13 protein-coding genes are annotated in these 13,228 nt (G+C 58.3%); 4 read left to right on the plus strand and 9 right to left on the minus strand.

The genetic code is table 11. The annotated features are described in order from the left end of the window. Nucleotides 1–3: 3 nt before the first annotated feature. The 5 genes from ACR0J2_RS14115 to ACR0J2_RS14135 form a co-directional block, all read right to left on the minus strand. Nucleotides 4–1,305 carry an NAD(P)/FAD-dependent oxidoreductase gene (locus tag ACR0J2_RS14115; RefSeq protein WP_480812959.1) on the minus strand — a complete coding sequence of 434 codons (1,302 nt, stop codon included), beginning with the start codon at nt 1,303–1,305 and terminating at the stop codon, nt 4–6. Beyond that, nucleotides 1,302–2,120, minus strand: coding sequence for an ABC transporter permease (locus ACR0J2_RS14120; RefSeq protein WP_170614186.1), 819 nt, complete (start codon nt 2,118–2,120; stop codon nt 1,302–1,304). The genes ACR0J2_RS14115 and ACR0J2_RS14120 overlap by 4 nt, the downstream gene beginning before the upstream one ends. Next, nucleotides 2,117–3,007 carry an ABC transporter permease subunit gene (locus ACR0J2_RS14125; protein ID WP_170614187.1) on the minus strand — a complete coding sequence of 297 codons (891 nt, stop codon included), beginning with the start codon at nt 3,005–3,007 and terminating at the stop codon, nt 2,117–2,119. The genes ACR0J2_RS14120 and ACR0J2_RS14125 overlap by 4 nt, the downstream gene beginning before the upstream one ends. Then, nucleotides 3,007–4,134, minus strand: a complete 1,128-nt coding sequence (locus ACR0J2_RS14130; protein ID WP_170614188.1) for an ABC transporter ATP-binding protein — start codon at nt 4,132–4,134, stop codon at nt 3,007–3,009. The genes ACR0J2_RS14125 and ACR0J2_RS14130 overlap by 1 nt, the downstream gene beginning before the upstream one ends. A 70-nt stretch (nt 4,135–4,204) precedes the next feature. Beyond that, on the minus strand, nt 4,205–5,290 hold the full coding sequence (locus tag ACR0J2_RS14135) for a polyamine ABC transporter substrate-binding protein (protein WP_170679340.1): 1,086 nt from the start codon (nt 5,288–5,290) through the stop codon (nt 4,205–4,207). 139 nt (nt 5,291–5,429) lie between these two features. Between ACR0J2_RS14135 and ACR0J2_RS14140 the strand changes: the two genes are divergently transcribed. The 3 genes from ACR0J2_RS14140 to ACR0J2_RS14150 all read left to right on the plus strand — a co-directional run bounded on the left by ACR0J2_RS14140 (nt 5,430) and on the right by ACR0J2_RS14150 (nt 8,130). Next, nucleotides 5,430–6,113, plus strand: coding sequence for a GntR family transcriptional regulator (locus ACR0J2_RS14140; protein WP_480812960.1), 684 nt, complete (start codon nt 5,430–5,432; stop codon nt 6,111–6,113). A 75-nt stretch (nt 6,114–6,188) separates the two neighbouring features. After that, entirely contained in the window at nt 6,189–7,586 is a 1,398-nt protein-coding gene (locus ACR0J2_RS14145; protein WP_480440817.1) for an aspartate aminotransferase family protein, read from the plus strand. Between the two features lie 181 nt (nt 7,587–7,767). After that, on the plus strand, nt 7,768–8,130 hold the full coding sequence (locus ACR0J2_RS14150; RefSeq protein ID WP_480812961.1) for an MmcQ/YjbR family DNA-binding protein: 363 nt from the start codon (nt 7,768–7,770) through the stop codon (nt 8,128–8,130). A gap of 21 nt (nt 8,131–8,151) precedes the next feature. On the opposite strand, the gene ACR0J2_RS14155 is transcribed toward ACR0J2_RS14150, so the two are convergent. Together ACR0J2_RS14155 and ACR0J2_RS14160 are read right to left on the minus strand one after the other, a co-directional pair. After that, nucleotides 8,152–8,580 carry a hypothetical protein gene (locus ACR0J2_RS14155; RefSeq protein WP_170816965.1) on the minus strand — a complete coding sequence of 143 codons (429 nt, stop codon included), beginning with the start codon at nt 8,578–8,580 and terminating at the stop codon, nt 8,152–8,154. 41 nt (nt 8,581–8,621) lie between these two features. Further along, nucleotides 8,622–9,329 carry an ORF6N domain-containing protein gene (locus ACR0J2_RS14160; RefSeq protein ID WP_480812962.1) on the minus strand — a complete coding sequence of 236 codons (708 nt, stop codon included), beginning with the start codon at nt 9,327–9,329 and terminating at the stop codon, nt 8,622–8,624. 224 nt (nt 9,330–9,553) lie between these two features. Between ACR0J2_RS14160 and ACR0J2_RS14165 the strand changes: the two genes are divergently transcribed. Beyond that, complete coding sequence (locus ACR0J2_RS14165; RefSeq protein ID WP_321249700.1) at nt 9,554–9,844, plus strand: hypothetical protein; 291 nt, start codon at nt 9,554–9,556, stop codon at nt 9,842–9,844. A gap of 178 nt (nt 9,845–10,022) precedes the next feature. On the opposite strand, the gene ACR0J2_RS14170 is transcribed toward ACR0J2_RS14165, so the two are convergent. Both ACR0J2_RS14170 and uvrB read right to left on the minus strand, forming a co-directional pair. Next, nucleotides 10,023–10,991 (minus strand): DUF2971 domain-containing protein, encoded by a 969-nt coding sequence (locus ACR0J2_RS14170; protein ID WP_480812963.1) that lies wholly within the window; start codon nt 10,989–10,991, stop codon nt 10,023–10,025. Between the two features lie 4 nt (nt 10,992–10,995). Then, the gene (gene uvrB / locus ACR0J2_RS14175) at nt 10,996–13,182 is read right to left on the minus strand and encodes an excinuclease ABC subunit UvrB (protein ID WP_480812964.1); all 2,187 of its coding nucleotides are present in this window, start codon (nt 13,180–13,182) and stop codon (nt 10,996–10,998) included. Between the last annotated feature and the right edge of the window lie 46 nt (nt 13,183–13,228).

Here is a 13,228-nt window from a genome sequence, read left to right on the forward strand (position 1 = left end):
TGCTCAGAGATCGTCCAGCGCGAGCAGCGCATAGGCGGGGGGCATCAGGGCACGCCGCCAGGGCCCTAGTGGGAAACGACGCGGCAAGCGGGTCATTGGTGGCGGAAGATCGTCAGGCTGTCCCAGGACAAGCCGGGCCAAGGCGCGGCCGCTATAGGTCCCCATGGCGACCCCGTTGCCATGGTAGGCAAAGCCGGCGAACATCCCGGTCTGCCCGGGAACAGCCCCGACAAATGGAACCAGATCGCGGGCCAGGCACACCATTCCGGACCATGTGTGCGTTACGTCCACATCGGCCCAGCCCGGGAACATGCGCCTGAAATCCTGTTCCACTTTCCGGCGAATGGCCGCCTCGGCGCGGGTCGAGGACAGCAACCCGCCGCGCATACCGAACAGAAACCGCCGGTCGGGCATCAGCCGGAAATAGTGCAACAGGTTCCGGCTATCGTATGACATCTGATCCGTGGTCCAGCCCTGCGCCTGCAATTCGGCTTCGGACATGGGCCGGGTGACCAGAACCGTCGACTGGGCGGGCATGTAGCGGCCCGCCATCCAGGGCGGGATATTTTCACTGGAATATCCGTTGGTGCAGACCAGCACGTAATCCGCACGCAAGTTGCCGTTCGGTGTTTTGAGTTCGAAGCCACTGCGGGTCTTTTCTATGTTTGAAACCGGACTGGACTGAAAGAACTGTGCACCGGACGATCCGGCGGCGGCCGCCAGACCGAACAGGTATTTCCGGGGATTCAGGGCAAAACCAACGGGAGTTGTGTAACCGCCGTAAAACGGACCGCCGAACCCCAAGTGCAACAATTCTTCCCGCTCGTGCAAGACACCGGACGCGTCCGCCTTTTTGCGCAGTGCATCCATCGCGCGTTTTGAATGGGCAAGCTGTGTCTCGCCGCCCGAATGGGTATCGGCCTCAATGCCGTGGGCCGAGAGCAGGTCGGCAACAAGCGCCACGGCGTCCTGTTCGGCCTGTTCATAACGCTCGGCTGCGGGTTCCCCGAAACGGCGGGCCAATCCGGTGTGGCTCAGTTTCGATCCCCCCAGACAGCAGAACCCGCCATTGCGCCCCGAGGCGCCCCAACCGGGCGTTGCCGCTTCGAGCACGGCGACCGAAACTCCATTCCGGGCCAGGTGCAAGGCGGCGGAAACGCCTGTGAAGCCGCCCCCGATGATGGCGACGTCAACCTGCGACCCGCCAGGAAACGTGGGCCAATCCGGTGCTGCGATGGTTTCGTCCCACCAGCACCCCTGCCGGGGGGCGGGGCCGTAGGTATAATCAGGAAACAGGCGCTTCATTCAGTGCGCGCCGCCGCCGTCTCGTCCTGACGTTGCCGTACCATGGCCCGCTTTGTCACCAGTGACGCGGTGATTACCCCGACCGTCACCGCCGCAATCATGAGCGTGGACAGCGCATTGATCTCAGGGCTGACGCCCAGCCTGACGGCCGAGAATATCTTGATCGGCAAGGTCGTGGCCGACGGCCCCGAGGTGAAGGATGCAATCACCAGATCGTCCAGTGACAGGGTGAAAGCCAGCAGCCAGCCGGAGATCACCGCAGGCGCGATGATCGGCAACGTGACCAGCCGGAACGCCTGCGCCGGAGAGCATCCCAGATCAAGCGCCGCCTCTTCCAGAGACTGATCGAACGTCACCAGCCGCGAGGAGACCACGACCGAAACGAAGCACATCGAAAAGGTTGTGTGGGCCAGAACGATGGTCAGGATGCCCCGGTCCAGACCGATGCCGATGAACAGCAGCAGCAGGGACAGGCCGGTAATCACTTCGGGCATGACCAGCGGCGCGTAGATCATGCCGGAAAACAGCGTACGGCCAAAGAACCGCCCGCCGCGCACCAGCACATAAGCCGCCGCCGTGCCCAGAATGGTGGCCAGCGTTGATGAGAACACCGCAACCCGGATCGTGACCCAGGCGGCATCCAGAAATGCTTCGTTCTGGACCAGTTCCCCATACCATTTGGTCGAGAACCCGGCCCAGACCGTGACCAGTTTGCTTTCGTTGAAGCTGAAGATGATCAGGATGATCATCGGAATGTAAAGGAAAGCGAAGCCCAGTGTCAGGGAAACCGCGTTGAACCAGCTTAGCCTGTTCATTTCTCGGCCTCCGTCTGTTTCTGCTGATTGCGCTGGAACAGCACGATCGGAATGATCAGGATCAGCAGCAGAACCACCGCCACGGCGCTTGCCACAGGCCAGTCGCGGTTCGAGAAGAACTCTTCCCACAACACCTTGCCGATCATCAGTGTCCCGGATCCGCCCAGAAGCGACGGGATCACGAACTCACCAATCACGGGGATCATCACAAGGAAGCATCCGGCGATGATGCCGGGCCGCGACAGCGGGATTGTCACCAGCCAGAACGCCTGCAGACGTGAACATCCCAGATCTTCGGCGGCTTCGATCAGCGATCCGTCCATCCGTTCCAGCGCCGAATAGACCGGCAGGATCATGAAGGGCAGATAGGTATAGACGATGCCGATATAGACCGCCGTGTTGGTGTTCAGGATGGTCAGCGGGGTCGAAATGATCCCGGTCCACAGCAGAAACTGGTTCAGATAGCCTTCGTTGCTCAGGATGCCCATCCAGGCGTAGACCCGGATCAGGAACGAGGTCCAGAACGGCAGGATCACCAGCATCATCAGCGTCGGGCGCCATTCCTCGGGCGCGCGGGCCATGCCGTAGGCAATGGGGTAGCCTACGATCAGCGTCAGAACGGTCGAGATCAGGGCGATTTTGACGCTGGACAGGTAAGCCTTCCAGTAAAGGTCATCCTCGGTCAGCCAGACGAAATTCTCCAGATCCAGTTCACTGAAGAAGGCCTTGATGCCGGCCCACCCTTCGGACAGGTCCAGCGTCGGCGTATAGGGCGGGATGGCAAGGGCTGTGTCCGACAGCGAAATCTTCAGGACAATGAAGAATGGCACCATGAACAGCGCCAGCAGCCAGACATAGGGAAGTGCGATCAGCAGGGCCCGGCGCATCAGCGATCCAGCAGAACCGCGGCGGTCGCTGTCCAGGACAGCCAGACCGGGTCTTCCCATGTGAAGGATCGGCGCGAGATGCGGCGCGTATTGGCCGTTTGCGCCTTGATGATCGTGCCGTTCGGCAGTTCCACGTGATAGGTGGACAGATTGCCCAGATAGGCAATGTCATGCACCTTGCCCTGCACCGCGTTGATCGCGTCGGCGGGGCGTTCGGCCGAAATTGTCACTTTTTCGGGGCGGATCGCCAGATGACAGGTCTGACCGTTTGAAAATCCGCTTCTTGACTGTGCCGTCAGCGGTGCCTGCCCTTCGGCCCAGTCGATCTTGTACGTCTCTTCGCCATTTGCGGTCGCCCGGCCCTCGATGATGTTCACATCCCCGATGAAGTCTGCCACGTAGACCGAGTTTGGCGTCTCGTATATCCGGTCGGGGGTGGCCACCTGCTTGAGCTGCCCCTGATCCATGACGGCGACGCGGCTGGCGACGGTCATGGCTTCTTCCTGGTCGTGTGTCACGATTACGAAAGTGGTGCCCGTCTTTTCCTGAATATCCATCAGTTCGAACTGCGTGTCCTGCCGCAGTTTCTTGTCCAGCGCGCCCAACGGCTCGTCCAGCAGCAACAGTTTGGGCGCTTTTGCCAGCGAGCGTGCAAGCGCGACCCGCTGCCGCTGACCACCCGAGATCTGATGCGGCTTGCGGCGGGCAAACTGCTCCAGCCGGGTCAGACGCAACATTTCTTCGACCCGGTTTTCTAGATCACGCTTTGGCATGTTGTCCCGACGCAGGCCAAAGGCGATGTTGTCCCAGATGCTCAGGTGAGGAAACAGGGCATAGGACTGGAACATCATGTTTACCGCCCTTTTGTTGGGCGGGATCGGATCGATGTCCTGACCGCCAAGCATGATGTGCCCTTCGGTCGGGGTTTCGAACCCAGCCAGCATCCGCATCATGGTGGTCTTGCCACACCCGGACGGCCCGAGCAGAGCAAAGAACTCCTTCTCGAAGATATCCAGAGACAAATTGTCGATGGCGGTAAAGGCCCCAAAACGTTTGGTCACGTTCTGAAACTGGATCAGCGGTTTCGCCTGTGGGTCATCCCATGGCGCAAAGACGTCAGAAGTCACTGTGGCCCCCGTGTTGCCGGACTGGAAACAGGCGCAGGGCAGCCAAGGCCGCCCTGCGCCGATAAATCGGTCAGGTGCCCGATTTGATCTTGGTCCAAAGACGAGTCACAACCCGCTGGGTCTTCGACGGATAGGGTGTCGTGATGTACAGGTTCTGCATGGTCGCCTCATCCGGATAGATCGCCGGATCACCGATCACGTCTTCCTCGAGGAACTCCTGCGACGCCTTGTTGCCGTTGGCGTAGTAGACATAGTTCGAGGCGGCGGCCATGTTGTTGGCATCCAGAATGAAGTTCAGGAACTTGTGCGCGCCTTCCGGGTTCGGAGCATCCGCAGGAACCGCCATCTGGTCGAACCACATCAGCGAACCTTCGGCAAACGGGTGGTATTCGATTTCCACACCGTTTTCGGCCTCGGCCGCGCGATCCCGCGCCTGCAGGATGTCGCCGGACCATCCAACGGCCACACAGATGTCACCGTTTGCCAGCGCGTTGATGTACTCGGAGCTGTGGAATTTCTGAATATACGGACGTACACCCATCAGAACTTCCTCGGTCTTGCCGATTACATCCTTGTCGTGGCTGTCCGGGTCCTCACCGATATACTGCAGCGCCATCGGGATGATTTCGGCAGGTGCATCCAGGAAGTGCACGCCGCATGAGGCCAGCTTCTCCATGTTCTCCGGCTTGAGAACCAGATCCATACTGTTCAGGGCAACGTCCTCGCCCAGCACTTCTTTGACCTTGCCGACATTCACGCCGATACCTGTGGTGCCCCACATATAGTTGATCGAATAGGCATTGTCCGGGTCATACCCTGCGGTACGGTTCTGAATGACATCCCAAAGGTTGCCCGCGTTGGACAGCTTTGAAGTATCCAGCTTCTGGAACGCACCGGCCTGGATTTGACGTTGAAGGAATGTGCCGGATGGCACCACCACGTCATAGCCCGAGCCGCCCGCCAACATTTTGGTTTCCAGAACCTCGTTGCTGTCGAACACGTCATAGATCAGGGTCAGGCCCGTTTCTTCCTCGAACTTATTCAACAGTTCTTCGTCGATATAGTCTGACCAGTTGTAGACACGCACCTCTTCGGCAAATGCTGCCGAAGTCCCCAGTGCGACCACCGCTGTCAGTGTCAGCGTTTTGATGTTCATTTTCTTCTCCCTGCTTATTCACGCGTATTTTCACTTTTTTTGAGATTTGATCAAGTTTTGTGTTTTCTTGCAAGACCGACTAAGGTTCACCCCGAACCAAAAGCTGCTGGTTCAGGTCCAGAAAAACAGGGTGAAGCAATTGGATTTGATCAAAAATAAGCCATCCGGAACTTTAGCGGACAATGAAAAAAGCCCGGCACATGCGCAGGTCTACCACAGGCTGAAGTCGCAGATCCTGTTCGGTGAACTGGTCCCCGGTCAACCCGTGACGATCCAGGGTCTGACCGAATCTCTCGGTGTCGGCATGACCCCGGTGCGCGAGGCAATCCGCCGGCTGATCTCAGACGGCGCGCTGGTGTTTCAGGGCAACCGCCGTGTCAGTGTGCCTCTCTTGTCGAACGAGGATGTCGAGCAGGTGATATTCGCCAGAATATCAATAGAATCAGAGCTTTCCCGCCGTGCTGCGGCGCGTATTAGCCCTGCGGACATTGATCGGCTGGAAGAGATCGACCAGCGGCTGGACCGCACCATCGCGGATGGTGATGTCAGTGGTTACCTGCGTCTGAACCATGAATTTCACGAGACGCTTTATTCCCATGCGGACGCCCCGATTCTCAGCGATCTGGCCGAGCGTTTGTGGTTGCGATTCGGCCCGTCCCTGCGGGTTGTCTGTGGTCGTTTCGGTACACAGAGCCTGCCCGACCGGCACAAAGACATTATTGGCGCGCTTCGCCGTGGGGATGCGGAAAGTGCCGGAAAGGCGGCCGCGCAGGACATCGAGCAAGGCATGGCACTGATGGCTGACACGCTGACTGACGCATAATGTGAAGTGATTCGATTGACAGCGTAGAATTTGATCATATTGTGTGACGCAACCATCGTTGCAGGGGATTCTCGGATGTCCATCATAACCAATCACATGCCCACCGCCGAACTTCAGGCCCTGGATGCGGCCCATCACATACACCCGTTTTCCGCAAACGGCTCTCTCGGAAAGGAAGGGGCCCGCGTCATCACCCGCGCCAGCGGCGTTTACCTGACTGACAGCGAAGGCGAAGAGATTCTTGACGCCATGGCCGGACTGTGGTGCGTCAATATCGGCTATGGCCGTGATGAACTGGCCGACGTGGCCGCGCGTCAGATGCGTGAACTGCCCTATTACAACACCTTCTTCAAAACGACCCACGTGCCCGCCATTGCACTGGCCGCCAAGATCGCCGAACTGGCCCCGGGCGACCTGAACCACGTCTTCTTCGCCGCCGGCGGGTCCGAGGCCAACGATACCAATATCCGCCTCGTGCGGACCTATTGGGCCGAAAAAGGCCAGCCCGACAAGAACATCATCATCAGCCGCCACAACGCCTATCACGGCTCGTCTGTGGGTTCGGCTTCGCTGGGCGGTATGGCAGGCATGCATGCGCAGGGCGGCATCCCGATCCCGAACATCCACCACATCAACCAGCCCAACTGGTGGGCCGAAGGCGGCGACATGTCGCCGGAGGAGTTCGGCCTGGCCCGCGCGCGAGAGCTGGAAGAAGCCATTCAGGAACTGGGCGAAGATCGGGTCGCGGCCTTTATTGCCGAACCGGTTCAGGGTGCAGGCGGCGTTATCGTCGCGCCCGACACATACTGGCCCGAGATCCAGAGGATTTGCGACAAATACGATATCCTGCTTATCGCCGATGAGGTGATCTGCGGTTTTGGCAGAACTGGAAACTGGTTCGGATCGCAAACCGTTGGCATCAAACCGCATATCATGACCATCGCCAAGGGCCTCAGCTCGGGCTATGCGCCAATCGGCGGCTCGATTGTGAACGATGAGATTGCCGAGGTCATCGGCGGCACTGAATTCAACCACGGCTACACCTACTCTGGTCATCCGGTCGCCGCGGCCGTCGCGCTGGAAAACCTGCGTATTCTCGAAGAGGAAAAGATCGTCGAGCATGTCCGCGATGTGGCCGCGCCTTATCTGAAGGAAAAGTGGGAGGCTCTGGCCGATCACCCATTGGTGGGTGAGGCGAAGATCGTCGGCATGATGGCATCGATCGCGCTGACCCCGGACAAGGCCAGCCGTGCCAAGTTCGCTTCCGAACCCGGCACTATCGGCTATATCTGCCGCGACCGCTGCTTTGCCAACAATCTGATTATGCGCCACGTGGGTGATCGCATGATCATTTCACCGCCGCTGATCCTGACCCCGGCGGACATCGATGAGATGTTCGTGCGCATCTACAAGTCACTGGATGAGGCGCAGGCCGAGATCATCAAGCAGGGGCTGATGAAGGCGGCATCCTGACGCGATTGCGCCGCGCCGCGTGATTGGGCCCCGAAATCCTGACAGGGTTTCGGGGTCGTTTTCTTTCAGGAAAGCTGAGAATTTCGGGCAAGCCTAAACCAGAGCGACCGGTCAGGGTTATTTCAAAATTAACACGCGCCGCATATTGCCATGTCTCACCCGGACCGGCACTGTCGTCGGGATGACCCGCGATGAATTCAACACCTTCTGCGCCTCGCTCACAGCCACCAGCCATGTGGTGCAGTGGGGCAATGCGGATGTGTGGAAAGTGGGCGGCAAGGTGTTTGCGATCTGCGGCTGGAACGAAGGGCGCGATGCGTTCACCTTCAAGGCTACCGATCTGGCTTTCGAGGTGCTGGGCGACGAACCCGGCATCCGCCCCGCGCCCTATCTGGCGTCGCGCGGGATGAAATGGCTGCAGGTCTATGAGCCAAGCGGAATGAGCGATGCCTCGCTGCGCGAGCATATCGTCACCTCATACGAAATGGTCGTGGCCAAGCTGACCAAGAAGGTAAGGGCGGAGTTGGGGCTGCAGGGTCGATGACCCGTTCCGCCCGCCGACCGATCAGGACAGCTGGGCCCCAGCGCAGTCTCGAAAGATACGAACTTGCGGTGCAGCGCCGTCCAATGGAAACTCGGTCAGCTTGTCCTGCGTAAAGGCATAGGCGGTCTGATTGTATTCCAACCCATCCAGAACATTGCCAAACCCGGTATCCGTGACGGTCAGAGATTCGGCGTTTTCGGACAAAACATGGCGCGGCGTCGCGATTTCGATCGGGTTCGGGCCGTCAAAGCGCATGGCGAACCACGGCGCCTGCGTCCAACCCTCGGTCTTGCGGGTGATGGTCAGCGTATAAAGCGGTTGCGCCGGGTCATAGGTCAGAAAGATTTCGGCCGTGCTTGTGTCGTGCGACAAGGTGCAAATCGACCCGACCGTGGCCTCCCATGCGGTGGCTGGCGTGGCTAAGAGAAGAGACAAAAAAACAAAGCGCATCCTTTGGTAACTAGCCGCTGACCGCGTTGTGGCAAGTGTGACTATCCCTTCATCGCGTTCAACAGGTCCAGCAAACGTTTGCGATCATCGTCATCCGCATAGTCGCCGGTGGCCAGACGTTCCGCGATGCTCAGGCGCAAACGTTCCCGCTGGGTGCGTACCTCTTCGCCAGCGGTTTCGGCCAGCGCCTTCATGATCACCGCCACTGCCTGTTGCCGCTTGGTGGTGGGGTTGGCGATATAGTCGACGAGGCTTTGCTGACCGGAATCTAGGATGTTTTCGGCCAGAGCCCTCAACTGATCGCCATTCGGCAGCAGCGCGGCGGGGGTGCCTTCGGGTGGCAGGATTTCCGGCACGCTACGCGGGGTTTCGGCCAAAGCGTTTGCGCCGTCGACAAAGGCCTCAGTAATCATCCGGGTGATCCTGATCGCGCGCGGGTCTTTGAACAGGGCCGAGGCGATGGCCACGCCGTAATCGGTATAGACCCACGGATTGACCCGCCGCCCGCCGCGGCCCATTGGTTTTGAGATCACATTCCGTGATTGCAAATCGGCGACCTCGGCATCGGTCAGCTGAAAGCGGTAGCCCTCGAACAGGTCCTTGTTGCGCGACACGGCCTGATTGAAGGCGCTGACGGACTTTCCGTAGAACTGCGCCAGATCCTCGGCCAGCACGACGCGAGTGCCGCGCACCCGGTGAATGGCGCTTTGGACTTGATGCGTTGAGGGCAGAGTGTTTGGGCTCGTCATGGCAACCGTTTGGAATCACAATTAGTGATTTCAAACGTGAAGCAGTGGGCGCTGGGCTGCAACCTTGAAGTGTCAGCTGCCCGGATACGGTCAGGCGTATAGTTGAAAACGCCCACAAATCCCTCGTATCAATGCGAGATTTCGCGCTGTCGTGCTAGGGTGCGCCCGGCGAGGCCGCTCCGGCCCCGCCAATTGGCAATTTCGCCAGACGAGGGAGGAAAGTGATGTTTGCGCGAATTACTCAATACAAAATGAAGCCCGGCACGCGGGAGGCGGCGACGGCGAAGATGAACGCATTGAAGTCCGAGATTATGGGTATGCCCGGCATACACAGCTTTACCAACGTGATGAACGAGGACGGTTCGGGCTATGTGATCTCGGTCGTCGAGAGCGAGGCGACCTCGAACGCAAACGCACCAAAAGTGGCCGAGCTGTGGGGCCATTTCGCCGAATTCATGGAAGGCCCGCCCTCACCGGTCGGATACGATGTGATTGCGCATTGGGATAAGGGGTAAAGGTTTGGGCGGGGTGGACCCGCCCTACTTTTTTGAAAGAACGGCGCTTTGGACCGGATAGGTGCCGGGCAGGGTGTTGGGGTTCGTCATGGCAACCGTTTGGACTCACAATTCGTGATTTCAATCGTGGAGGAAGGAGCGCTGGGCTGCAAGTTTGTGGTATGAGATTTGATTCCTCCTAAGAACGAAAAGGAATGGATGACACTTGCAGTTTTTGTATCAAGTTTGGCTTCCCAATCTTATCAAGGAGTATGCTTGCAGCTCGTTTACTAAGAGGAGACGCTGCTCGTGGTCCAATGATTATTGAATGGACTAACTTCTCAAAGTCTAGCTTTAAGCTACCTGGCCCTTGATCTTCAGTCAGCGCAAGTTTCAGCTTCGGCTCTAGGCCCCTCGGACCATTAAAGAAATCAATCATACCCTTGAACCTACCTGAACTGTCCAAATTCGGCATATAGACAAGTCGCCATTCGCGCTCTTCCTCAAAGCCACGATGTTTTGCAAATACTGCAGCAAGCGCGACCCTCCGAAACACCACATGCGCTAAGCCTTCAACTTCATCAATCGAGATATGTTCTGATTTGATTGCCGTAATCAATTTGCTGATCATGTCCCTAATACGTTCTATGACCACTTCATTTGTCATGTATTGGACTTCGGACAAGATAAGTGGGGTGTTCTGTTCAAGTGCCAACGAACTTGTGTCAAAAGCTATTGCAGCACCATTTCCGAAGTCGCCATAACCTCTCCACATGGACAGTTTGCCATCGGGCAGCTCAGATAGTTCGTGTTCAGAGAAGCAGGTAATGAAAAGGTTCAACACCTCTTCCGAACCGTAGTAGTTGTATTGTGAGTTTAATGCGGAAAGAAACTCGTTGTGAACGCTTTCGCTCTTAAATGCATCTCTCAACGATGAACTGGTCTGAATTTCCCAGATTGCGGTGTTAATTAGAAACCGCACTTCTTGATGGTCATTCATGTTCAGTGGGTTGGACATCCATAAGCAAGGATTTGCTAGAATCTTCTGAACAACGTCGATTGTTGTATAATGAACCAAAATTGGTTTTAAATTCTCAATATCACGATTGCTGTGCAGATCGCTGGTCAAAATTTCCCAAAAATTTAGAAATTTCTCTCTTTCCATCATAAAATTATCTCTTCCTTCTCTTCACATTCCCGCCCCGCTGCCCCGGCCGTCCAGCCGTTGACCGTCCGCGTGATTTCACGGCGTCTTCCGAGGCTTTCTCGACCGCCCATTGGCGCGCCATGGGGTCGTCGGCGACGGCGAGATCGACCGCTTCCAGACGTTTGATCTCATCCCGGATGTTGGCGGCCTCTTCGAATTCCAGGTTCTCGGCGGCTTTGCGCATCTGGTCGCGCAGGCCGTCCAGATGGGCCTCGAGGTTCGCGCCGTGCATCGGTTTGTCAATGGTGGCGGTGACGCGGTTCATGTCGACGTCGCCTTCGTAGAGACCGGCCAGAACGTCCTCGACATTCTTCTTCACGGTCTCGGGCGTGATGCCGTGTTCCTGATTATAGGCAAGCTGCTTGGCACGGCGGCGGTTGGTCTCGCCCAAGGCGCGCTCCATGGAACCGGTGATCTTGTCGGCATACATGATCACGCGGCCATCGGCGTTCCGCGCGGCGCGGCCGATGGTCTGGATCAGCGAGGTTTCCGAGCGCAGGAACCCCTCTTTGTCCGCGTCCAGAATGGCGACCAGCCCGCATTCGGGGATGTCGAGCCCCTCGCGCAGCAGGTTGATGCCGACCAGCACGTCGAACGCCCCCAGACGCAGGTCGCGCAGGATTTCGATACGTTCCAGCGTGTCGATATCCGAGTGCATATAGCGGACCTTGATGCCCTGTTCGTGCAGGTACTCGGTCAGGTCCTCGGCCATGCGTTTGGTCAGCGTGGTGACCAGCGTGCGGTAGCCATTGGCGGCGACCTTGCGCACCTCGTCCAACAGATCGTCCACCTGCATCGAGACGGGGCGGATTTCGACCTCGGGGTCCAGCAGGCCGGTGGGGCGGATCACCTGTTCTGTGAAAACACCGCCGGTCTGTTCGATCTCCCACTTCGCCGGGGTGGCCGAGACAAAGACGGATTGCGGGCGCATGGCGTCCCATTCCTCGAACTTGAGGGGTCGGTTGTCCATACAGGACGGCAGGCGGAAGCCGTGTTCGGCCAGCGTGAACTTGCGCCGATAGTCGCCCCGGTACATGCCGCCGATCTGCGGCACGCTGACGTGGCTTTCATCGGCGAAGACGATGGCATTGTCGGGGATGAATTCAAACAGCGTCGGGGGTGGCTCGCCCGGCGCGCGGCCCGTCAAGTAACGTGAGTAGTTCTCGATCCCGTTGCAGACGCCCGTGGCCTCGAGCATCTCAAGGTCAAAGTTGGTGCGCTGTTCCAGACGTTGGGCTTCCAGCAGTTTGCCTTCGCCGACCAGTTGGTCCAGCCGGATGCGGAGTTCTTTCTTAATCCCAATAATCGCCTGCTGCATCGTCGGTTTCGGCGTCACGTAATGCGAATTCGCATAAACGCGCACCTGTTCCATCGTGGCGGCGCGCTCGCCGGTCAGGGGGTCGAATTCAGTAATCTGTTCCAGTTCCTCACCGAAGAACGAGAGTTTCCACGCGCGATCCTCAAGGTGGGCAGGCCAGATTTCCAGACTGTCGCCGCGCACCCGGAACGACCCGCGCTGAAACGCCTGATCGTTGCGCCGGTATTGCTGGGCCACCAGATCGGCCATCACCTGCCGTTGGTCGTATTCGTTGCCGACTTTCAGGTCCTGCGTCATCGCCCCATAGGTCTCAACCGAGCCGATACCGTAGATGCAGGAAACCGAGGCGACGATGATCACGTCATCGCGCTCCAGTAGCGCCCGCGTGGCTGAGTGGCGCATCCGGTCGATCTGTTCGTTGATCTGCGACTCTTTTTCAATGTACGTGTCCGACCGCGGCACATAGGCCTCAGGCTGGTAGTAATCGTAATAAGATACGAAATACTCGACCGAATTTTCCGGAAAGAACCCTTTGAACTCTCCATAAAGCTGCGCCGCCAGCGTCTTGTTCGGCGCAAGAATGATGGCAGGTCGCTGGGTTTCCTCGATGACCTTGGCCATGGTGAAGGTCTTGCCCGTCCCGGTCGCGCCCAGCAGAACCTGATCGCGTTCGCCGTCCAGAACACCCCCGGCCAGTTCCTTGATCGCCGTGGGCTGGTCACCCGCCGGCGCAAATTCGGTGTGCATGACGAACTGCTTGCCGCCCTCGAGTTTCAGGCGCGCGCGAACGTCCTCTGCGGTCAGTTGGGTCTTGTCGGAATGGGCATAGGGCATAGGCAGGCTCCGGGTCAGGCCCCTACATTTGTTCTTATTTTGTCCA

This window comes from Ruegeria sp. CG4 (genome assembly GCF_056537185.1).